Origin of the sequence: Bradyrhizobium sp. AUGA SZCCT0182 (assembly GCF_018130185.1) — a bacterium.
Classification (GTDB): domain Bacteria; phylum Pseudomonadota; class Alphaproteobacteria; order Rhizobiales; family Xanthobacteraceae; genus Bradyrhizobium.
This window is the reverse complement of the sequence record NZ_JAFCLY010000033.1, coordinates 1-22,242: the sequence shown is the minus strand read 5'-3', so window position 1 is coordinate 22,242 and position 22,242 is coordinate 1. Positions and strand designations below refer to the sequence as shown.

At 58.9% G+C, this 22,242-nt stretch carries 14 protein-coding genes and 2 pseudogenes; 8 read left to right on the top strand and 8 right to left on the bottom strand.

The annotated features are described in order from the left end of the window. Positions 1-24: 24 nt before the first annotated feature. From JQ611_RS28925 to JQ611_RS28915, 4 genes are read right to left on the bottom strand one after another with little or no spacing between them, the layout of a single operon-like run. Positions 25-990: a Bug family tripartite tricarboxylate transporter substrate binding protein gene (locus JQ611_RS28925; protein WP_249133537.1), complete on the bottom strand. Its 966-nt coding sequence runs from the start codon at positions 988-990 to the stop codon at positions 25-27. 52 nt (positions 991-1,042) lie between these two features. Further along, positions 1,043-2,026: a tripartite tricarboxylate transporter substrate binding protein gene (locus tag JQ611_RS41940; RefSeq protein WP_249133530.1), complete on the bottom strand. Its 984-nt coding sequence runs from the start codon at positions 2,024-2,026 to the stop codon at positions 1,043-1,045. Between the two features lie 29 nt (positions 2,027-2,055). Then, complete coding sequence (locus JQ611_RS28920) at positions 2,056-2,688, bottom strand: enolase C-terminal domain-like protein (protein ID WP_212467342.1); 633 nt, start codon at positions 2,686-2,688, stop codon at positions 2,056-2,058. Next, entirely contained in the window at positions 2,631-3,152 is a 522-nt protein-coding gene (locus tag JQ611_RS28915) for a hypothetical protein (protein WP_212467341.1), read from the bottom strand. The genes JQ611_RS28920 and JQ611_RS28915 overlap by 58 nt, the downstream gene beginning before the upstream one ends. Before the next feature lie 88 nt (positions 3,153-3,240). Between JQ611_RS28915 and JQ611_RS28910 the strand changes: the two genes are divergently transcribed. The 3 genes and pseudogenes from JQ611_RS28910 to fahA form a co-directional block, all read left to right on the top strand. Then, positions 3,241-4,236, top strand: coding sequence for a LysR substrate-binding domain-containing protein (locus JQ611_RS28910; RefSeq protein ID WP_212467340.1), 996 nt, complete (start codon positions 3,241-3,243; stop codon positions 4,234-4,236). Positions 4,237-4,610: 374 nt separating this feature from the next. Then, positions 4,611-6,104 (top strand): annotated as a pseudogene (locus tag JQ611_RS28905) (sodium:solute symporter family transporter); the annotation flags it as partial. Positions 6,105-6,154: 50 nt separating this feature from the next. Beyond that, a pseudogene (gene fahA, locus JQ611_RS28900) lies at positions 6,155-7,423 on the top strand (fumarylacetoacetase); the annotation flags it as partial. A 502-nt stretch (positions 7,424-7,925) separates the two neighbouring features. Here the strand turns inward: fahA and JQ611_RS28895 are convergent. Then, the gene (locus JQ611_RS28895) at positions 7,926-9,458 is read right to left on the bottom strand and encodes a hypothetical protein (RefSeq protein WP_212270021.1); all 1,533 of its coding nucleotides are present in this window, start codon (positions 9,456-9,458) and stop codon (positions 7,926-7,928) included. Positions 9,459-11,078: 1,620 nt separating this feature from the next. Between JQ611_RS28895 and JQ611_RS28890 the strand changes: the two genes are divergently transcribed. Continuing rightward, the gene (locus JQ611_RS28890) at positions 11,079-14,183 is read left to right on the top strand and encodes a helicase-related protein (protein ID WP_212270030.1); all 3,105 of its coding nucleotides are present in this window, start codon (positions 11,079-11,081) and stop codon (positions 14,181-14,183) included. Positions 14,184-15,485: 1,302 nt separating this feature from the next. Here the strand turns inward: JQ611_RS28890 and JQ611_RS28885 are convergent. After that, positions 15,486-16,217 (bottom strand): hypothetical protein, encoded by a 732-nt coding sequence (locus JQ611_RS28885; protein WP_212270018.1) that lies wholly within the window; start codon positions 16,215-16,217, stop codon positions 15,486-15,488. Between the two features lie 407 nt (positions 16,218-16,624). Here JQ611_RS28885 and JQ611_RS28880 point away from each other — a divergent pair, with 407 nt between their 5' ends. From JQ611_RS28880 to JQ611_RS28870, 3 genes are all read left to right on the top strand, one after another. Then, complete coding sequence (locus JQ611_RS28880) at positions 16,625-16,915, top strand: hypothetical protein (RefSeq protein WP_212270031.1); 291 nt, start codon at positions 16,625-16,627, stop codon at positions 16,913-16,915. Between the two features lie 320 nt (positions 16,916-17,235). After that, on the top strand, positions 17,236-17,778 hold the full coding sequence (locus JQ611_RS28875) for a DUF421 domain-containing protein (RefSeq protein WP_249133528.1): 543 nt from the start codon (positions 17,236-17,238) through the stop codon (positions 17,776-17,778). Between the two features lie 3 nt (positions 17,779-17,781). After that, positions 17,782-17,994 (top strand): hypothetical protein, encoded by a 213-nt coding sequence (locus tag JQ611_RS28870; protein ID WP_212467338.1) that lies wholly within the window; start codon positions 17,782-17,784, stop codon positions 17,992-17,994. Between the two features lie 988 nt (positions 17,995-18,982). Here JQ611_RS28870 and JQ611_RS41935 read toward each other — a convergent pair. Then, a complete protein-coding gene (locus JQ611_RS41935; RefSeq protein WP_249133527.1) occupies positions 18,983-19,261 on the bottom strand; it encodes a hypothetical protein in 279 nt (92 codons plus the stop codon). A gap of 503 nt (positions 19,262-19,764) precedes the next feature. Between JQ611_RS41935 and JQ611_RS43135 the strand changes: the two genes are divergently transcribed. After that, positions 19,765-20,004: a DUF6894 family protein gene (locus JQ611_RS43135; RefSeq protein WP_409363281.1), complete on the top strand. Its 240-nt coding sequence runs from the start codon at positions 19,765-19,767 to the stop codon at positions 20,002-20,004. Between the two features lie 11 nt (positions 20,005-20,015). Here the strand turns inward: JQ611_RS43135 and JQ611_RS43130 are convergent, their stop codons facing one another. Beyond that, positions 20,016-20,225, bottom strand: a complete 210-nt coding sequence (locus JQ611_RS43130; RefSeq protein WP_409411308.1) for a DUF6894 family protein — start codon at positions 20,223-20,225, stop codon at positions 20,016-20,018. Positions 20,226-22,242 lie beyond the last annotated feature (2,017 nt).

Genomic DNA, 22,242 nt, shown 5'->3' with positions numbered 1-22,242 from the left:
ACAACTGCATCTGCAGCCGGACCGTTACTCAGCCTTGATTCCGGAAGCCTTCACAAACGCGCTCCATCGGACGATTTCAGCTTGCACGAAGTTTTCTGCTTCCGCGCCGTTGGCACAGACTGCATCGAGACCGAGTTCATTGAGTTTTTTGTGAAAGGCGTCGCTGGCAACAATTCCGGTTGCCGCCTTGCGCACCTGCTCGATGATTTCGGGAGGCGTGTCGGCTCTCAGGGACATCACATGCCACGTGCGGAATTCGTATCCTTTGACGGTCTCGGCAACGACGGGGATGTCCGGAGTGGCACGCGACCGGCTCTCGCCCGTCGTCGCCAACGCCTTGAACTTCCCGGAGCGCACGAGTTCAAGCACCTCTGCCGGGCTCCCGAACATGAAATCCAGCGTCCCGTTCAGCAAATCAGTGACCGCGGCCGCGTTGCCGCGATAGGCGATGTGCGTTACTTCGATTCCGGAGAGAGCTGCGAGTTGCACGACCGCCATATGTGACGGCGATCCGACGCCGGGCGAACCATAGTTGAGCGCGAAAGGCTTGCTCTTGGCGGCGTCGATCAACTCCTTCAAGCTGTCGATCTTCGTGTCGGCGCGAACGACCAGTACGCTGGCCGATGTGGCAGGAACGGCAATCGTCACGAATGTCTTGGCGGGGTCGTACCCAACCGGAGGTGTGATCGCCGGCGTGATCGCGTGTGTTCCAATATGTCCTGCGAGAAACGTGTATCCGTCCGCCGGGGCCCCGGCAACTGCGGACATTCCAATCACGCTATTGCCGCCTGCACGGTTTTCGACCAACACCGTTTGACCGAGCTTTTCGCGCAATCCCTCCGCCAGAATGCGCGCCAGGGTGTCCGAGCTGCCGCCGGCGACGAATGGAACAATGATCTTGATGCTCCGATCCGGCCAGGCCGACGCCGCGGATGAGACGCCGGTCGCCAAAAGAACCAGCGCGATCACGTTAGATAATCGACAGCGCATTTCATTTCTCCAATCATCGCAAAGACCGCCATCTTGAAAGCGAACCTGTGCGCTACTCCGGCTTGATGTTGCCGGCGGTGACGACGTGGCGCCATTTTTCGATCGATGCATCGAGATGAGCGATGTATTCCTGCGGTGTGGAGCCGACAGATTCGTAGCCGATTTCATCGAGGCGCCGGCGCAGATCATCGGATTTCAGCGCGCCCTGCGCGACAGCGGCGAGCTGCGAAAGAATCGAGCCCGGCAGGTTGGCGGGTGCCACGATTCCGAAGTCCGGAGCTGCGTCTACCTTTGGCAGGCCGGCCTCCGCCATGCTGGGCACGTCAGGCAGTTGCGCGATGCGTCCTGTCGTGCTTCCCAAGGCCTTCAGCTTATTGCCACGAATATGCTCGAGCACGGCGGGGATGGTGCTGAACGTAAAATCGACCTTCCCGCCGAGCAGGTCGATAATGGATGGCCCGCCGCCGCGATAAGGCACCGGGACAACGTCGATGCCCGTCTCCTGCCGAAATTGTTCGCAGCCGAGGTGGACCGCCGTGCCGAGGCCGGCGGTCGCCATGCTGAGTGCGCCGGGCTTCGACTTGGCGAGCGCGACAAGCTCTTTGACGTTGCTGACCGGAAGCGATTCCGAAACAACCAGCAGCAGCGAGGTCCGCGCCAGCAGCGACACCGGCGTGAAATCCTTCTTGGTGTCATATGGCAGTTTGGTACCGAACAGGCTGGGGTTGATGGCGAATGCGCTGTCGACGACGCCGATCGTGTAACCGTCGGGCGCGGCGGTGGCGATCGCCTGGGTGCCGATGATGCTCGCACCTCCGCCCCGGTTATCGACGAAGAGTGACTGGCCGAGCTTCTCGGCCATGGCGGCGGCGACGAGCCGCGCTACGATGTCCGACGCGCCCCCGGCGGCGTAAGGGACGATGACACGGACAGGTCGCTGCGGATATTGCTGCGCCTGCGCACGCTGTCCGGACAGCGAGATTGTCGCGGCAGATGTCAGTCCGATCAACAGCGAACGCCGGTTGATGCTTTGCATGATTTTCTCTCCCCTTGATTGGGTGGCAGTCAGAGGCGATACTGATCGATCAAGTCCATGTCCGGATCTCCTCCGAGACCCGGGGCGTCGGGCACGGCGAGGAAACCTGCTTCGATCGGAACGAAGCCGCCGCAGGGGTCGAACGCGAGGTCGCAATAGAATCTTTCCAGGGCGCTCGCCTGCACCTTGGCTGCCAGCACGTGAATGGTGGCGAGATAGCCCGGGCCGAAGAAGGGTGAATGGGGCACACAGGTCGTTCCGGCCGCTTCCGACTCGGTGCAGACTTGCCAAAGCGGCGTCAGACCGCCGATCTTGATCGCGCTGGGTTGAACATAATCGACAGAGCGTGCTGCGAGCATCTTCTTGAAGTCGAGAGCATTGCCGGCATTCTCACCGATGGCGGTCGGAACGCCAGCCGATTGCCTGAGAGCCGCAAGCGATTCGAAGTCTTCCGGCGGCCAGATCGGTTCCTCGATCCATCGAAGATTGGATGGCGCCATTTCCGTAACGGCGGCAGCAGCGTCCGCCGGCAACCACGCGCAATTGGTATCGACCATCAACGGCACGTCCGGGCCGGCCGCGGCGCGGGCAGAAGCGACGGCGTTCACCGTGCGCTCGTGTAGCTTGATCTGGCGAAAGCCTTCGCCGAGCGCACGATCCACGACGCGGCGGACATCATCGGTATTGCCGTTGTATTGAAGCAGGGATGCGTAGACTTCGATACGGTCGCGCCGGCGGCCGCCCAGCAAGGTCGAAACCGGCACTCCCAGAGCTTGCCCCGGATGTCCCATAGAGCAATGTCCAGGCCGCTGATCGCGTGGACCGTGGCGCCGGCCCGACCGAGATTGTGCAAGGTCCGTTCAATCCGCGCCGGCAGTTCGACGTCATCGACTTTTTGCCCAATCGCCAAAGGGGAAACCCATTGCTCGATCGCCGGAACGACCGCGGACCAAAAGCTGCCATAGGCTTCACCCCAGCCCACGGTGCCCTGATCGGTCGTTACCCGCACCAGAACAGTATCGAGGGTCTTGCGTGGCCGGCCTGCGAACATCGGCGGCGAGGCCCAGTGGTCGAACGGAATCGCGAGTGGAAACGCCGTGATCGTCGCAATTCGGGGTGAGTTCATCGGTTGAGGTCCATGGACATAGGGGCATTTGGCCGGCCGGCGCCCGGCTGAGCGGCTATAGGCCGTCGGGAGCCATTGTGGGCCCTTGATGTATGTGTTCAAAATACCAAAGCTGCACCAATCATGTTCTGAGGTTATGATGTTGAGTGAGTTGGAGGTGTTTCGGCGCGTCATGGAGCTCGGCACCATCACCGCAGCCGCCGAGGCGCTTCGTATTTCGCAGCCGGCCGTCAGTCGAACGCTGCAGCAGGCGGAGCGACGGCTCGGGTTTCCGCTATTTTTACGGCGAAAGAAGCGATTGTTGGCGACGCCCGAAGCGCAATCGTTGTTTCCAGAGACCGTCAGCGCGTTCGCGGCTTTCGACGTCGTCCAGAAGCGCGCCGCCGACCTGCAGGCGGGGCGAGCGGGCGGACTCAACATCGCCGCGATTTCGGCCTTCGCAAATGCATTGCTGCCGACCGCCGTGGCAATATTTCGCCGGTCGCGGCCTGATGTCGTGATCACGCTGCAGTCGATGAGCGCGCTCCAGGTCGCCACCCATGTCGCCAACCATCAGGCGGACCTGGGATTTGTCATCGACTCCATTGCCGCGCCCGGCGTGTCGGTGAGCGATCTCTGGGCGACCGATTTCGGATGCGTCATGCCGCACACGCATCCGTTGGCATCGAAGCTTCATGTCGTACCCGCCGATCTCGAGCACGAAGCGCTGATATGTCTGAACAGGCAACTCCCCTTGGGAATCCAGGCTGTACGCGCCTTCGCCGATGCGGACGTTCCGTTGAAGACTGCAATCGAGGTGTCGCAGTCCACCGTTGCATGCGCGTTGGTACGAGCCGGCGCAGGCCTCGCGCTACTCGACGGGTTGGCGATGATGGGTACGTCAGCAACAGATCTAGTAATGCGGCCGTTCTATCCTTCGATCAAGGTAATGGGCAGGCTCGTTCGACCGCGCCACCTGCTGCTGTCTCGGCTGGCCCACGAATTTATCGACACTCTAAATGACGTTATAGCGACTCACGATCGTCGCTCCCGCCATACCGATACCGCCGACACCATCATCACCATACCCTCGGCCGTTTCATAGAATTCGTCGTGCGCTTGATCGATTCGATCCCGGCGCAACGCATAGCAAGATGCGTGCCTAAAGTTGTAGATATCCTTGTCTGCAAAACCGTTTCCTAAACCGTAGGTCGCATGTTCGAGTCATGCCCGATCACCAAGTAATTTGTGGAGACGATTTAGCGCTTCCGGAGCTTGCGGCAAGACCTTGAATTGCTTGCGAAGTCCAAGCGGCGGTTTTTGGCGCAAAGCTGCCGCTCGCAAGCAGCCGGCCGCCGCCACGGCTCGATCCGCAAGCAGCGGGCGCGCCGAGGGAGTTTAAGGCGAGATGCCGCTGACCCTTGCGCAGGCACGGACCGGCTTTTCCTCCTCGCGCCTTGTTTTCGGGGGTGCTGCGTGGCGGCGGGCCATGAGATTACCCCAGTGCAGAATGGCCTCGCGATCGCCGGCGATTTCCTTTCAGCTGCGGCGTTCCTGGGTATTTCGGCGCTCATCTATACGACGGGCTACGACGGTCTCATCTACGCGATCGGCTTTCTCACAGGATGGCCCGTGGTCCTCTTCCTGATGTCGGAGCGTCTGCGCAATCTGGGCAGCTATACGTTTGCGGACGCAGCGTCTTTCAGGTTGGATCGGACGTCGGTTCGCCTGGTGGCTGCCACGGGAAGCCTGGTTGTCGTGCTGTTCTACCTGATCGCGCAGATGATTGGCGCCGGCAAGGTTATTCAGCTGCTGTTCAGCGTGAACTACCTATTCGCGATCACAGGCGTCGGACTGCTGATGATTATCTATGTAGCTGTTGGCGGCATGCAGGCGACAACGTGGGTACAGATCACCAAAGCAGTGTTGTTGCTGGGAGGCGGTACACTGATGGCGTTGGTCATTCTTTGGCGCTTTGATTTCAGTCTCGGACGAATCTTTCTCGAGGCGGGTCAGGTTCACCCAAAGGGCGCGGCCATTCTCGCGCCCGGGGGCCTTTTTGCCGAACCGGTTTCCGCGATCTCACTTGGCCTTACACTCGTATTCGGGACCGCAGGTTTGCCGCATATCCTGATGCGCTTTTTTACGGTCAAGGATTCCGCCGGTGCGAGAAAGTCGGTTTTCTACGCAACTACTTGCGTTGCCTATTTTTGCCTGCTGATTCCGCTGTTCGGCTTTGGCGCTGTCGCAATCCTGATGCCCGACGCGAGCTTCTTTAACGTCGGTGCGAACGGACAATTCAATAGGATCACCGACCTCATCGGCGGCCCAAACATGGCGGCGGTCCATTTGTCGGGAGCCCTTGGTGGTCCAATCTTACTCGGCTTTATCTCGGCGGTCGCATTCGCAACTATCTTTGCCGTCGTTGCCGGTCTGACGCTTGCAGGTGCCTCCGCAATTAGCCATGACCTGTACGGTCAAGTGATCGCCCGCGGCCAGGCGCCGGAAGGCCGCGAAGTCCGCATCGCGAAGCTTGCTGCGATCGTGATCGGCATCGCGGCGATCGCGCTGGCTTACGCGTTTGAGAATCAGAACGTCGCCTTCATGGCGGGGCTCGCATTGTCGGTGGCGGCAAGCTGTAACTTTCCGGTTCTGGCGATGGCCATCTTCTGGCGCGGAACGACGACGCGCGGAGCCGTTCTTGGTGGAATTGTCGGCTTGATCAGCTCCATTTTGCTCGTGGTCCTGAGCAAGACGGTCTGGGTCGCCGTCTTCCATTATGCTGCGCCGCTTTTTCCTTACGATAATCCCGCGTTGTTCTCGATGCCGCTGGCCTTCCTCGCCATATGGTTGGGTTCGATGAGCGACAAGACGGTCCGGGCGACTGCGGAGCGGCATGCGTTTGATGCGCAGTTCGTCCAGTCCGAGACCGGCATCAGGAGTACGGAGATCTTGGCAGGAGCCACCACGTGAGGACGCCCACGGACGAAACTCACGATGCGTAACGCCGGAGCTTTGTAAGCACCGCGAATGATCCGCTGGGGGATTTTCCAATCCAGAATTTGCCATTTGGCATTTTCAGCCGCGGCAAAGACACCAATAAATCTGCCGGTGTCGCGATTGGCGATCAAATCTTCGATCTCCGCGCCGCGTTCGGGCTGGGTTTACTGTCGGTCGACATCCCTGAGAACGTCTTCGCCGAACCTTCCTTGAACACGCTAGTTGCGCTGGGGCGCGAACGCCTCAGGGAACTGCGCAAGAGGATCGGCGACGCACTTGATGTCGGTATCAGTGGAGAAAAGACCTGCCGCAGTGCTGCGGATCTTCTCGTCCCGATGGCACAATGCGTTATGCATCGTCCGACTTCCGTGCCGAATTACACCGACTTTTATGCCGGCATCTACCATGCCAAAGCCGCCGGCGCATTGCTCACCCCGGAGAACCCGCTTCCCGCAAACTACAAATGGGTGCCGATAGCATATCACGGCAGAGCTTCGTCAGTGCAAGTAGGCGGAGGCATGGTCCGCCGGCCCACCGGACAACGGCCTCCATCAGTGGATGGAGGTCCGCCCGGCTTCGGTCCGTGCGAACGACTGGATTTCGAACTCGAGATGGGATTTTACGTCGCGGGTGGCAACCAGCCCGGAGATCCGATTACTGTCTCGCAAGCTCAAGAGCAGATCATCGGGTATTCACTGCTAAACGACTGGTCGGCTCGAGACGTGCAACGTTGGGAAATGTATCCGCTTGGCCCATTCCTGAGCAAAAGCTTTGCGACTTCCGTGTCGCCATGGGTGGTAACGGCGGACGCTCTAGCTCCGTTTCGGGTGCCAGCGATGAAGCGTCCGGCAGGGGATCCCCGGCCGCTAACATATTTAGCGGACGACTATGACCAGGAGCGCGGCGGGTTGGACATCGACCTCAAGGTGTTTCTGTCGACGAAGGCGATGAGAGCCGCAAATGAGCCGGCTTCCGAAATCCTCGGATCGAACGCGTCCTATCTCTACTGGACACCGGCGCAGATGGTCGCCCATCACACCGTGAATGGCTGCAACTTGCTATCCGGAGATCTGATTGGAACCGGTACGATCTCAGATCCGACCGAGGAAGAACTGAGTAGCATGCTGGAATTAACGCTTGCTGGCACACGGCCCATCACGCTTCCAAATGGAGAGCGCCGAGGATTTCTCGTTGATGGAGACGAAATCAGGTTCGAGGGCCGTTGCACGAGGGAAGGTTATGTTTCGATCGGTTTTGGAGCTTGCGTCGGCCGGATTGAAGGGGGCGGCTGAGAAGCCATCATAATCCGACGCTTCACCTTCGATCACCCTCAATAGAAGAACGGGGATTTGCGTCTGATTGAGCGTGGCTTGAACCGGAACAGGAGAGGTGACAATGGAGGGCTGTCTCGCCGTAGAATATGCGATGAGTATGATGCCGGACCTCAAAATGGATGAGGTGCATTTTGGGCAGCTCATCACTCTTGCTCTCGGATTGGTCCTGGTATGTTTGGGAAGAGCCATCTATGGGCTCAACCTGCTGTCGTTCGCATAAAACGCGGGAGGCGTACGTTTAGACGCACAGAAATAGTTGTTGTCACCGCTCATGCCTCCCAGCAGCTCGATCTTCAAACGCGGGAGGGCCTGACAGTCCTAGGTAGCGGGGCCCCATCAATCGCGGCGCTTCGTTCGACGAACCTAGCTGACGTGATGACGGGTTGAAAAGGCTGACATCGGCGCGCTCGATTTTCAGAATCTTCTCATCTTGATATCGATCGAGACAAAGGCTCCTTGGCTAGAAGTTCTCCTCATCGTTCCGCCGGCGCTTGGTCACTGGTCGCATCACGGTCTTGCGATCTTCAACCAGACGAACCGACCTTTCGACCTGCCGAACGTATTCCTCAATAGGCGTTGCCACGTTTTTGATATCGGACTTGATCCAGGCTGCACGACGTTTGGTGTAGTATTCCCTGTCGTCATCGACGTCGACATCACCAACCATCGCGATCACCTCGGCTCGAGCCATGAGGCTTTTCATGTTTGCGATGAACTGGTGACGGAAGGTGAACAACGAAAACTTGATCTTGCGGGACGGGAAAAGCGCATCGCACGCCTCGTAAAGCAGTTGCGCACAGTCTGAGCGTCGTTCCTGGATCTTGCCATCGATGGCCCATGTTCGGGAGTTTGTTATCATGCGCCGGATCGCTGCCACCGTCTCCGGCTGATAGCCGGAAATTTCAAGAGTGCGATAGGTCAGGCGGTTCGGTTCGTGCCTCTGGGCAGGATTGACGACGTGCAGCCAGATCTTGAGCTCACCTCCGCCGAGCTGCTTTTCCTCCAGTTCGGCGAGCGGCCACTCGGCCGGAAGCAGGCCGCAGCTGACGCCGGCGATGAGCCAATCGCGAAGCCAATCAGTCGCTGGAGCTCGCGAGATCGTCGGAAGCAAGCGCACCAGTTTTTCGTAGTCGGAGTAGGCGATCCGCGTGGCGCGGGTCGGCCTGATGCCGTTGCCCTCCTTGCGGAGGGTTCGTCCGTCGACCTGCCGTGCATGGACAGCGCGTCGACGACCGTCTTCGGCCAGCATCGTCACAGCAGCGCTCTGGTTCTCATGCGGCAGGATTTGGACTGCCGCCACGGCGGCGTTGCGATATACGCGCCACGACGACCCCTGCAAGAATGGCCGGAGTGACTGAAGCCATACCGCGAACTGAAGCGGATCGACGTCTTCTTGCCTGAGCGAAGAACTGATCTCGCGCCTGTAGCGGGCCAGCAACTGGCGTGCGCGCTGGGCCAGCGCGTCCTGCCGAACTGTGAATCCAAGGAGGAGGGTCTGTTCACCATCGGCGCCGGCGGTTTCAGATGCCTCTCCGGCGGGGCGTCCATCTGCGCGATACAGGCGCCGTCGTTCGATATCCCTGTCGAGCGCTTCCAGGACTGCGCGGATGCGGCTTGGGTCGGGTCCCGTGGGGGAAGGACATGTTGGTCTTGGCCCCGGCTGGGGAAAAGGTTCGATTTCGAACTGCGCCGGAGGATCGCCTGGAGTGCTCTCCCCCGTACGGCCGCTGGTTTCTTCGAGGCTGCAGTTCCTATCGAACTGCGCTTCGTGAAGCGCGCGGTCGTCTGCCCACCAATACCCAGATACTTCCTCATGCGGCGCGGAGGTCGGCCCGCTGCCATACAAGACTTCTGAGGAGGCGCCGGCAGAGGGCGGGCCCTTAAGCCGTCGCGCGGCGGTGGCGTCTGCTAGCTGGCCCCGAATCCACCTAGGATCACGTGGCGGCAGCCGCCGCCTGCGCTCCGGCATGTGATGGGTCTGCGATCCAGACAAAGGTCATTCCCTCATAGTCGAGAATCGGCGCCGCTGTAGGCGGGTCCTCGCCGACGCCCCACGTTACTACCCCCCACTTGTATCGTTGTGTTGGGCAAGAGCCAAACGTGAAGCTTTCGGGCCGCCGGCACGCATGGCGACGACGGTCAGCGCGTGACGATGGTGCCCATATCATATGAGCCCACGGGCTTGAGGAGACATTGCCTGCAGATCCCTCGTGCCGACTGCGGCGTCGTATTCGCGTCTCCGGTTCGAAGCGGAATATTCAACCAAGAACTTCGGATCGGAGTTCGAGTCCCTCACGCCATGCCAGATCGTACAGCCGACGGCATTTAAGGACGACAAGCTGGGTGCAACGGGCGTAGACAATCGAGTGGCGACGCAGCTTGCGCGCTGTCTCACAGGAGTGTATTACAGCCTCAGCAACGGAGCGTGAAAATCAAGTTTTTTCAAAGGGTTAAATGGGGGTGCTACGGAGGTTCGATCCCTCCCGCCCCAGCCACCCATTCCGGCGTTCGGCCGGGCTCCCGAAGAGCCGCCAGAATGGGCCGGAAATCCGGGCTTTTCGCGCATTCGATCTTGTCTCCAGGCTCCCGATTTCCCAATCCCAGTGGCGAAATCGCCGAAAGTCTCCGGCCGTATCCGCGAATATTCGCGTTTTGCGGAGACTATCGGCGGAGACCTGTTCGATCACCACTGCCGCCCGACCTCCGTGGCCCTCCTCCTAGACCAGTTCTCTCCCCCGACTGCCAGGGATTGTGGAGTCTTTCGCCAAGACTGCTGCGCGATCGAAGTAGTCTGTTTTTGGACTGATAAGCCTTCTAACAAAAGCGTATCAGTTTGAACGCAGTTCAGCGTGGGCAGCTTGGCTCAACTCGTCAGGCCTAAGCTTAAGATCATAGATTCAAGTCCTATCTCGCAGCCACCGAAACTGACACTCCATAGCCGCCGTCGCGGAAGTTCGGTTTTGCGATTTTTCTCGCAATGGAGCGGCAGGTCTAGCCATGAGCATCCGCATACCCACGCGATAGTGGAGGATCAGCATTAGGGGGCCATTTCTTGCCCGTCGTCATGCGAGGAAGTCACCCTTGCCAAGCCCTGCGATAAATACGTTGCAGGTCACGCTCGCCGACAACGTAGCGTTCATCGAAAATACTGTTAGCGGTAAGGACTATCTGATCTACGTACGGCTTCGTTCCGGCGTTCACATCCAGAAACTATGTCAAGTGAACCCAGCGGCTTGTAAGGCCATCAGATTTGAAGCCACGCTGTTGTGGCCGCCGACTTGGTGGCCAAGTTTTCGGTGTGGCATAGGCTATAACCAGCAACATTTGTCGCCAGCACCGCCGCCAAACGCCGGGCCATCCGTTCTGTATTCAAAGGCGCCTCTCACGTTGCTGTCCCTTGGAAAGCGGGTCAAGCGCCGCAATCCAGGGAAGCGTGGAAAGTAAATAACTTGTATTTTGCCGGCAATTCGCAGCAGCTACGTTCTTGAATGACGATGGAAGTCTCGTGAAAAAAAGCAAGAAGGTCAGCGCCCGCGGTGCGACCAGGAAAAGCGTGACCAACAAAGGCAGAAAAGCCGCGATTTCCACGATTTCGACGTCCTCGCCCCTCGGCATGTTGGCGCTCCATCTTCGCGAGCAGTGGAAAAAGTCCGGTCGTGATGGGTTGGTGTTTCTCGCTGAAGACGAGAACAGGGCCGAGCGGCTCGGCGGTATCGTCCATGCACTCGATCCATCGCTCGATGTTCTCGTATTCCCCAGATTGAATACATTGCCGTTCGATGGGCTGGAACCGTCGCGCGAGATCGCAGGCAGGCGGAGTTCGGTCTTGCGCCGTCTTGCCAGAAGAAGGAAGCCGATTCTGCTCGTCTCGACGGCAGAGGCGATCATGGAGCGGCTGCCTTTGCCGGCGAGTTGGTCCCGCATCAGTCTAAGCCTCAAGGTGCTAGCGCCGTATGCCGAGCAGGACCTCGAGGCACGCATTGAGGAATTGGGCTACGATCTCGACGAAGAGGCTGAATATCCGGGCGCCGCGCTCTTTCACGGCGCGACATTCGAGATCTTCCCGGCCGGTGCTCTCGGGCCGTACCGGATCGAGCATTCCGGCGGTTCGATTCGCAGAATTGTTGCCGTCGACCCGAATGAGCATGACGTCATATCCGATCTCAAGGAACTGATTGTCGATCCGATGTCGGAACGCCTCGCGCTGGGCGGCAACCGGGCGCAGCGGGCTACCTTCCCGGACTATTGCGATCGCGCACGATGGTTCGCGGATGCAAAAGTACCTGTTCACGCTGACAGCTGGCTGAGTACGATCGAGGAGGCGGCCGGCCGCAGGGATTCGGAACGCGAATATCTGGGGCGAGGGGACTGGAAGAAGCTGAAGAAGCGCACGAGTGTGCTTCCTGCCAAGGCGGCGTTTGTGGCCACGCCCGACTTCTCGAAGGTCGCGGCACCGAGGAAAGCGCTTCGCGCGTTCGTGGCCCGTGCGGAACGCGCCGGATCTCGTTTGCTCTTCGTCGCCGCGGTCGAAGACGATCTGCGTGCGATGGAGCGCATGAGTGGGGTCAGGGCGGAGCGTTTCGCCAACTGGGACGAGGCGGTGGAGGCCAGAAGACGCGAGGGCGCGCTGTTGGCCGACTTCGACGCGGGCTTTTTCGCTCCCGGGAAAAAGCAGACCTTGGTTGTGACCGCGTCTGACGTGCTCGGTAGCCGTGCCCATCATCCGCAACCGATGGCCAAAGCCTGGACAGTTGCCTTCAATCACCCGGATATTCCCGAGCGCGGCGCGGCCGTCGTTCATCTCCAGCGTGGCCTGGCTTTGCTTGATCGTTTGCAGACCATCGACATGGGGAACGGTACAAACCGCGAGATGATCAGGCTCGAATTCGCCGGGGATGATGCTGCGCTTGTTCCGCCTGCCGATCTCGCCCTGATTTGGCCCTACGCTGTAGAGCCCGGTAAGCTCACGTTAGACAAGGCCGATGGCAGCACGTGGTGGAACAGGCGTGGCGAGGCCGAGCAGGAAATCGAAGCAGCGGCCAAACAGCTTGCGAAACATATCGCCCAACGACGGCGCCGGCGTGCTCCCAAGCTGGTTGCTCCGGGGGCGGCCTATGAAAGATTCGTCGCGCGCTTTCCCTGGTTCACGACGGTTGATCAGGCCAAGGCGATCCGGGACGTGCTGGACGATCTGGCGGCCGGTCACCCGATGGACCGGGTGGTCTGCGGTGATGTCGGCTTCGGCAAGACCGAGGTCGCCTTGCGGGCGGCGGCGGCTGTCTCGCTCTCGGGAAAACAGGTCGCTGTTGCGGTTCCGACCACGGTCCTCGCCAGACAGCATGTCGAGACGTTTCGCAAGCGGTTCGGCCCGCTCGGGATAGAAGTGGCGAATTTGTCGCGGGCAGCAACGGCAGCGGAGATACGAGATACGAAGGAAAAACTCCGCCGCGGCAAACTGAAAGTCGTTGTCGGCACACAGGCTCTCGCCTCGACCGACGTGAAATTTGCCGACCTCGGCCTCGTCATCATCGACGAGGAGCAGCATTTTGGCGCGGCGGAGAAGGCGAAACTTTCAGGCCTTGCGAAGGGCGTTCATGCCCTTTGGATGAGCGCCACGCCGATACCGCGCACGCTGGCGGCGGGTCTTGCAGGATTCCGGGACCTGAGCATTATTGCGACTCCGCCGGTTCACCGGCTGCCTATCGTCACCAGGGTTGCTCCGCTGTCGGACGCCGCGATCGCCGCGGCTTTGCTGCGTGAGCAAAGACGCCACGGGCAGAGTTTTCTGATTTGCCCCCGTATCCAGGATCTGGAGCCGATGCTGGCAAGGGTGAAGTTGACGGCTCCAGACCTTCGCATCGTATGTCTCCATGGCCGCTTGCCTGCTGAGGATATCGACGATCGAATGATGAGCTTCGTCGAAGGTGAAGCGGACGTGCTCCTCGCGACCAATATCGTGGAGAGCGGCCTCGACATCCCCCGGGCGAACACCATCGTCATCTGCTGGCCGGAGAAGTTTGGTCTGTCGCAGCTTCATCAGCTAAGAGGCCGCGTCGGACGAGGCGGCACGCGTGCTTTCGCGTATTTGTTAAACGAGTCGAACTCCGAACAATCCGAGAAGCGTTTGGCCGTGCTGGAGCAGTTCAGCAAGCCCGGCGCCGGCTTTGCCATCAGCGAGCGTGATCTGGATCTGCGGGGCGCAGGAGACCTGTTCTCCGAACAGCAGTCTGGCCATCTGCAGGTATTCGGGCCAATGCTCTATAGCCATCTTCTCAAGCGGGCGTCGGAGAAGGGCGCCGACGGTGGCGCCGAACTGTGGGTGCCTGATCTGAACCTGCCGATCGCCGACATGCTGCCCACGGGCTACGTACAGTCGGACGCTGTTCGCCTGGAAATCTATGGCCGTATTGCCAGATGTCGCACAGAGGATGATCTCGAGGATTTGGAGGACGAAACCGCACGTCGTTTCGGCAGGCTGCCGCCGGAAGCGCGCGAGTTTTTCGCGGCCGCAAGGCTCAGGCTCGATTGCAAGCGGCGCGGCATTATGAGGCTCGACGTCGGCCCCGAGGCTGTTGCGGCGACGTTCCTCCCTGGTCGACTTCGCAAGTCGAGAGCGAAGTCGCTGCAGCGCGAAGGCGACCGCGTGGTCTATATCGGCAATCGCAATGCGAAGCCGTTCGACCGAATAAGCGACTTCCTTGAGTTGCTGGACGAGTAGTTGGCTAGACCGTTCCATAACATTCGATGGGGCGAAGGCGCCCCGCATCCGAGACGGCGGGCCAAAGTTGACCAGCGCTGATGGTTTATGAATTCGCGGCCTCTCAAGCTGAAGTTGACCGAGCACGTCGGGGGCGGTGTGAGTTTTCAGATTACGTTCTCAAGGTGTTGGCCGGATATCCAGAAGGACGCGCTTCACTCTGGTAGAGCTGAGGTGGCCATGCTCATTTCCAGTGGCCCAGACTGGACTAATCGGACAAAACGTTGGGCGGCGCGTGCGCCCGGCCTCGAAATCTTTACCCAAGCATTTGTCTTGCGTGACAAGTCCGGCTGGCAGATCACCGAAGCTGGCCGAGCTTTGCTTGCCTCGATCGAGAGCCGAGCGGAGCCGTTGTTTTACTTGTCCGACCTACGGCTGCACTACCTCCGCTCCAGGCCGCGGGTACGAAGCATCGCCGGATGCGTCACCGCCGGAGAGACGGCCGACGCCAGCGCCTAGGTCAGTGACATTGGGCCGAGCGGCCTTATTCTAAACCAATTTGATCACAACGCTGGGAGCCTCTCTGCACAGGGGGCTTCCCACGTGATTAGAGCGGTCGCGCTTGGAGTGGTTTGCCTAGCTGCACTAGGTGCTATTGCTGCAGCTGCGAAGAAATCGGCGCCGCCGCCCGCGCCTGAAGTTGTCATGCCCGTGGTGGCTGGGAACAAGGCCGATCGAATGCCGCTTGTAATCAATCAGGACACGCCGGCTGCCTCTGAGAGGGTCGATGTTGTGTATGTTCAGCTTAGCGAACAAGGCCAAGCCGATCTGCAACCACCAGCTCCAAAGCAGGCTGCCATTTCCCCGCATCGCGGCATTACTCCTCGTCATTGGCACGATCCGCTTGATCTTAATGCCAAGGCCGCAAGCAATAGAGCCAAGATCACAAAGCAATCAAAGAAGCGCGCCGCTGATAAGCCTCCGAAGCAGGTTAGTGAGGTTAAGCGGTGTCGTTCTGACGGGCTGGATCCACTCCTAAGAAAGCTGAATTTATCACCCCCGTGTGATTCCTGACGTCACTCCAGCGATCCGGCTCCATTGCGATTAATGATCGCGACCGCCCGATCATTCCAGCCGATGCGGAAGTCAGTCATCAGTTTGAACCGCTTCGGGTCGGCCCACTTCTTTCGACGAAACTTGTAAATATTGTTGGGCATCCCGGCATCAATTTAGGAGGATGTTAGTTCGGGATAGAGTTTGCCGCGAGAACCGCCGGAATACATTTGGTCCAATGGCGGCCCGAAGGTTCTATTATATTTGAACTCAGGCCATCGACGAGCTTTGCTCACGCCATGACAAGGGAAGGAGCTTTGGGATCAGCTTCAGCTGGACTGCATCGCCACGCAGAACGACCTCTAACGCGGCGGGCGCAAGGAACGCCAGTCTAAGTCCCTGCCGGATGACTTTCGGGTGGAGATTGGCAGCAGCAGCCAACTCTTCAACGGAAGTATAGCGGCCCTCCGACAGATCGCCGAGCCACGCGTGAGCCCGGACAATTGACTTCAAGAGCTTTTGGTCCGGTTTGTTCTCTGGAGCAAGCCGGACTTGCGCGATCCCCTTCAACCTTGCCATCCAGGGGATGTCGATCGGACCTCTTCTTTTGTAGACTTTCAGCAGCGTCACCCGAATCCGATCCGCCGAAACCATGATACGTTCGACATGATCCAGCATTTCCTCCCGCGGCGCTTGGAGTTTTTCGCTGAGCGCGGCTTCGACGAGTTGCACAATCTCCGGCGCTGAGACCCGCGTGACTGAGCCGGCGTTTTGTTTGCGTCCGCGCAGCGCGGTGCTGACGTAAAAGTGATACCGTACGCCGTTCTTGCTGGAAAAGCTTGGACCCATGCGGTGGCCCTTGTCGTCAAACAACTTCCCCATGAGCAAGGCGCCGCTTTCCGAGAATTTCACTCGGCGCTTAGCGCCGACTTCCTGCAGCACTTTGATAGCCCATCCCTGAAGTGTGCGGGTCGGTGGCCTTGGCGTGTCAGTCATCAGCACCGGAAATCTCCTCGTCAGGGATGAATCCTCAGACCATCCAGTTGTTCCGGTTCGTGACTGTAACGGGAATGCAGGATCAGGCTGGATTGGCGTCACGTGATGTTATCCAAGAAGCGTTTGTTGTCCGGTCCCCATGCCCACCGGCTGCGCCGATTTACGCACTGAACAGGCATCGTTTTCTGATCGCGGAACTTGTCAATGGTTCGGTTGTCGGACCCATAGCCACGGTCGCTGTGCGGGCAACGCCGGCCCGTTCGATCGTCAGCTTTACCCGGTCGCCAATACACGCGAGGCCGATCCTGTTCCTAAATTGCGAATCGGGCAATTGGAGGTGCCAGCGCATAAAGACGCGTACAGGAACGTTCGACGTCGTCGGGGATTTAGACTCCTTAACGGAGGATTTGCAGATGGAGATTTTGCCTCGCGGCGTAGCGGCTACCTACCTATCCGGCACAGCCACGGGCATCTTCGGGTCGCTTTTCTTGCTTTACTTACCGGATCATGCCGTGGCTCAAGGATTACCGGTTGAGACTGGTTCGCATCTCCCGGTAGCGCTATGGCTTGGCGGTGCTGTTGTTCTGGGTATTGCTATCGCTTACGGAATCCTACGCACCCGCAGCCGCACCAGCGCGGAAAAGCGAATGACCGATCAGGCGACAAAAGACCTTTATGTGAAAGAGAACCGCGACGCCAACTAGCAAGGCTGGGGCAACTCGCAAACCGCGTCGGTTGATACGATGACCGAGAACAAGAACCAACCTTGGACCGATGAGTATGACCGCCGACTGCTGGTACTGGAAGCAGGCGGTCGCTCTGCTGCTTCGATTTCCTCTGATCGTCGTAAATCACCGTACAACGCTCGAAAGATTTGGATCAGTTGATGTTAAGCAACCCTTTGAACGAGCTTCGATAGCAACGCGTGCGGTCGACCGGACAGGGTCGATCTCTTGAGATTTGATTTGCGGTCCATGGGACGAAGGCTGGCAAGCGGCAGTTCAGGCTCTAATGCGAGGAAAACTTGGACAAATTACTGTTAATCGAATGGGCGGAGCTGATAATTCCGACCCATTCCGTTGCGGAGATGATGTTGAGGGGCACGGTGATGTACCTGTCGCTTTTCATTATCTTACGGTTTGTGATGGTGCGTCAGACCTCAACCATTGGGATTGCCGACATACTTGTTATTGTCGTGATAGCCGACGCTGCACAAAACGGATTTGCCAAAGAATATAAGTCTATTACAGAGGGTGTAGTTCTGGTCCTCACTATCGTATTCTGGAACCTGTTCCTTAATTGGATCAGCTACCGCTTCAAAATATTTGAGCGGCTCTTATCTCCCCCGCCGCTTCCGCTTATAAAAAATGGCAAGATGAATCGCCATAATATGCGCCAGGAGTTTATCACCGAAGAAGAGCTAAGGGGTCAGTTGCGACAACAAGGAGTTTCTGAACTCGCCGAGGTTCGAGAGGCTTGTCTGGAGGCAAACGGAGAATTGAGTGTGATCAAATCAGATTCAAAGGAAAGCTCGAAACATCCGAAATCAAGGGCAAAACCCGGTTGAATCATGCGATCGATATTTGCCACGCCGCGGGGATCGAAATGGATAGCCCGGCGGCGCTTCCGGCGCGGAAACGACTGGACCAACCGCTTCGTCCACGAGCTGCGCCGGCGCTGCGATTTGCAGGGGCGCGATATCCCGTTTTTCCTGCAGGGCTTCACCGACGGCTTCGAACGCTATCGCGACGTGCAGCTGCCGCTGCCAATACGCCTGGTGTGACCCGTGGCGTTTAATCGCAGGAAACCGGCCGCGATCGGCGTCAGGACGCCCTTCCTCGGATTCATTGAGCCTGCGCTTCCGACCTCGATCGGCAACGTGCCCAACGGCGACCGATGGATCCACGAAATCATCGGCAAAATATTTCGGGAACAAGTGGCAATGACCGGGCGTTGGGGCGTGTGTCTGGACGACGACGCCGGACATAATCAAAACGGCCCCAGCGCGTCCCCCGAAAGGCGCTGGGGCCGTTGCTTTTGGAACTCGCGCAATTACACGGCTATTGGCCGCCGCGCGGCGTCTTGGATAAAAGCTTTTCCTGCGCCTCGTGAGCCGACAGGGCCGCTTCGGCTTCGGCACATCTGATCGCGTTACGTTTACGGGCCTCCCTCACAGAAGGGAACGGCGCGCCTAGCTTCCAGGCTCGCTTGCGAATCGAGGCTAGCGAACAGCGAAAGATCGATGCGGCGCGCGCGGCGGACACCCCACTGGCAACCAGCGATTTCAACCGCTCGCCATCTTCAACGGTCCAAGGTCTGTTTCCGAAGGGAGTCATAGCTACTGTCGAGATGGTCCTAATTCCTGCAGCGGGCGGAAAAAAACGGCCCCAGCGCCTAAGGGGGATAGCGCGCGCTGAGGCCGTGAAGGCACGATGTCTAAATCCCATTAGACGGGATTCTAACTCGGAGCGGTTGCCACTTGTTCCCGAGGACTAAATCTGAGCAAAAGGCCCCAGCTGCGGGGCGCCGCGCTGAGGCCGCCAACCCGTGGGGGTTTTCTCCCGGTTCGGGGACGCAAGTTATCGGGAACCAAAAATCTACGCTCCATCCGCCGCGGATGTTCCCTGTCCATTTTAAATTTCGGGTGCCGGAATTAGGACGCTCCCGGAACGCGTCCCGAGCCCGGTGCATCGCCGGCGAGGCCGGGTTTTTCACCTTGATCCAGTGCGGCGAGCGGCCGCCGCGATACGGGCGATCGCGGTGCTTGGAAACTAGGCCCTCGAGGCCGAGCAGGAGGCGTGACGAAACAGGTCGGGCCCTATCTCGCCCTGTTCGAAATCCGACAGGAAAATTCCGTCGATCCGGCGTGCCAGCAGCCGGGTGAGGTTGGTCTTGCGCAGGCTCAATGGCGGCTTGCGGAGGTCGTCGCCGTCACTGACCAGGATGTCGAAAGCGTAGAACTGCACCTCATCGTTATGCTTGCGGCTGTGCAGGCCGTCGAAGTCGGAAATGCCATCGACGCCAAGCAGAACTGCTTCGCCATCGTTCACGAAGGAGCTGTTCCTGTTGCGCAACGCGGCTTCGATGACGAGCGGATAGCGGTCACTCCAGTCGGAACCGTTTCAGGTGAACAGGCGGACGCCTGCCTTCCCGTTTAGCCATCATGCTTGATCTCATGGAGCCAATTTTTGGAAGAGGGGACCTTGGTGCCGCGGGTCGGGATGCAAGGTTCGAACGTGGCGCTACGCATCGGTCTTCAGTGATGGGTTTGGGGTGGGTTTCGCTCAGGCCCGGACAATCCACAGACGACCTCTAATAGCAGAGGCCGAGCGTCTCATGGCCACCGCTATCGAAAGATAAGATCTGCCGCTGTCTCGCAATTCAAGCAGCCGGCGATCATCCTCCTCCGTCGAAGGCCAGTTCCTACTTCCAACCATCGCAAGTTTCACGACGTCAGGGGCGATACGACTTGGCGTTAATTCAAGACGCAGGGCTCCGTTCCAAACAGGAGGTCAGCCCCGGAACGAATTCCTGGGTCGGGGTCTTGCCTTGCATGGGTCTATATTTTTTCGACATTCAAATAGGGGGCGCGCCGCGGTCCGTTGATGAGGAAGGCGAGCGCTTTCCCGACCTCGATGCCGCTCGTGTGGAAGCCGGCTTGGCACTTTGCAACTTAGGGCGGGATTTGATGTACACTGGGCAGACGGTATCCGAGATCACGATTTGGGTTAGAGACGAGATAGGCGAGGTAATGCATGCCAAGCTCGAGTTCCGAATTAGCCGGCTGAATTGATTCCAACTATTTCAGGGTGCCGGCGCGATTGGCACTTTACAGAGATCGTTTCCTTCATCGTCCACTACGACAAGGCAACGAGGTGTTTCTCCGACTTCTACGGCCATCGCATTCGCAATTTGGTGCGCCTTAGCGATCGCATCCTCGTTATCTCTACAGTTGAGGCCCCGCGGGTCAGGAATTCGATGTCCATTCGCTAATTCAAAATTATAGTGCGGCATTGATGATAAATGCCCCACTATGATGTTCGTTCCCGAGCGCGCCCGTGTCCGAGCCTTGGTGCCCAGGTGGGCTTACCCCTTCGAGGGCTTCGCCTCGATCCTCGCCAGCTCAACCTGATCGGCAAGCGTTGTGAGATGCAAGGCCAGCCGGTCAAACAGGTCATGCTTTGCGTGGTCCGTGGCGAGGTCGCTAATCAGCCCGCATTCGGCCGCGTTGGTCCTGGGCTTTTCTAGTTGTCTTTGACAGTCCTTCACGGCGGGCACCGCTAAATTCGGGCCGCCCTCAAAAGGCGACGGCCCCTGGAGCACGAAATCCAGGGGCCGTTTGGGAGGTTGTCTATCGTGCTCGGGCAACGACGATTGGAACAATTCGCAGCTGCCGCGGCCGTTCAAGCGCAATCAACAGAACGCTGCGAGGCCGGTGCCGACGACTCCATGAGTTGAAGCAGCCCGCGCCCCATTAGCCACCGAGTGGTGTGATGAGTGCGAAAATGACGACGGGCCCGGCGGTTCACGCCCGGCCGGGGGTTGTTCAAGAAAGACGCCAACACCCAGTGGGAGCGCCAACCCATTTCGCGCAACTCGGTTCCTGCGTTCACAAGTGTACAGACGCTTCTGTGCTTTGAGGTCAACGTTAAGTCTTCACGGCTCCAGTTGCTTTCCCGCGCTGGGGCCGTTTTTTAGTAAGCGTCAGCCAGTTTGAAATAGGCCGCCAACAGAGGCGGCCCAGGCGCGGCGCGTGTCACACGATTGTAGCATGTCAATTGCTACGGTTGGGCTGCCGGGATTTCAGCGCCCGACCAAGGAAATACCAACGCCCACCCAGCGATCATACTCCGCTGGGAGGCGTTGTGCGTTTGAGGTGGCGAGATCACGCCTCGTCTAGGCACATCCAGGCCAGGAACGGTGAGCCGGCGCCGCTAGACTAGCTGAACGCGAGAACGAGCCAACCTGACACCTCCTGCCACTATTAGCCGGCACGGACCGGGCGCGGTGAGAGTGGATATAAGCTGCAGTCCATCGCCACTGCTCAGCGTGAGAACGCGCCGTTTGTCGGAGGGCCACAACTCATGACAAGTCGCTTGCCGTGTGTTTGCATCGCGTCATTGTCGAAGAGCTTGAAGCCGCCTGTCCTGACGTCAACGCCCTGGTGTCAAGAAAATGCCGATTGCCAGGGCTCCAGTTTCAAGTCGGGGAGGGATGAACTTGGAAAGACGCTAGATCGCTTCCCATTGCTCAACCGGAAGCGTGCCTTTGTAGTTCGACATCATATCTGTGGGATTGATTGACCCAGCGACGCCTGCTTGGGAAGGCGTGAGCACAGTGTGTGACCAGGCAAATGCAACCATAAAAGCAATCGCGAGGGCTCCGATTGAAAAAAACTAGTTTGCGCATCGTTAGCTCCTTGGTTGGCGAATTCGATGCGGTAAGGATGCACGTATGTGTTTCGGGATTTTGCCATCGCGGGTAAGAATGGTGTCGTCGCAGGATTTGTTGGTTCATCTGGAACTGTGCGAAGAAACGTCTTCACGAGTTCGCGCGGGAAAACGTCGGCTCAACTAGGATTGCGAACGTGTCCTGTCCGCACAAAGGACAGCACTACGTCCCTAAACAAGCCAAGAGACCGTCTCAGTTGGCGGGCTCTTTCATTTGCCGATGCGGTCCCTTGTCGTCTAGGCACTATCCCGTCCTAGTGCCCATCCATCAGACCTAAAACAGGCCGCGCGAGCTGAGGATTTGCCGATCGTCCTAGAGAGAGCTGCCGGCACAAGCGGGGACTTCCCAGATAATCATCCGGCCCAGCGGATCCGACGCATCCGTTTTTTGGGGAACCTCTTCCCCCCAAGACCATCCAATTTGCAGCGAGAAAAGCGGGGGGCAGGTCCGAAGACCAGGGAGAACAACCAATGGCACAGGATTTTTCTAAGTCGCTCACAAGGCGAAGTCTGGTCGCAGCAGGGCTGGCGCTGAGCGTTGCCCCGGTCGCTTTGGCGGGGGCTGATGACGCCTACGCGCA

Coding starts and splice junctions, on each gene's coding strand:
- JQ611_RS28870 (WP_212467338.1), top strand. CDS start 17,782: ATGCGATCGATATTTGCCACGCCGCGGGGATCGAAATGGATAGCCCGG.
- JQ611_RS28910 (WP_212467340.1), top strand. CDS start 3,241: ATGTATGTGTTCAAAATACCAAAGCTGCACCAATCATGTTCTGAGGTT.
- JQ611_RS43135 (WP_409363281.1), top strand. CDS start 19,765: ATGGGTCTATATTTTTTCGACATTCAAATAGGGGGCGCGCCGCGGTCC.
- JQ611_RS43130 (WP_409411308.1), bottom strand. CDS start 20,225: ATGCCGCACTATAATTTTGAATTAGCGAATGGACATCGAATTCCTGAC.
- JQ611_RS28880 (WP_212270031.1), top strand. CDS start 16,625: ATGGAGATTTTGCCTCGCGGCGTAGCGGCTACCTACCTATCCGGCACA.
- JQ611_RS28890 (WP_212270030.1), top strand. CDS start 11,079: ATGTTGGCGCTCCATCTTCGCGAGCAGTGGAAAAAGTCCGGTCGTGAT.
- JQ611_RS41940 (WP_249133530.1), bottom strand. CDS start 2,026: ATGCAAAGCATCAACCGGCGTTCGCTGTTGATCGGACTGACATCTGCC.
- JQ611_RS28915 (WP_212467341.1), bottom strand. CDS start 3,152: ATGAACTCACCCCGAATTGCGACGATCACGGCGTTTCCACTCGCGATT.
- JQ611_RS28925 (WP_249133537.1), bottom strand. CDS start 990: ATGCGCTGTCGATTATCTAACGTGATCGCGCTGGTTCTTTTGGCGACC.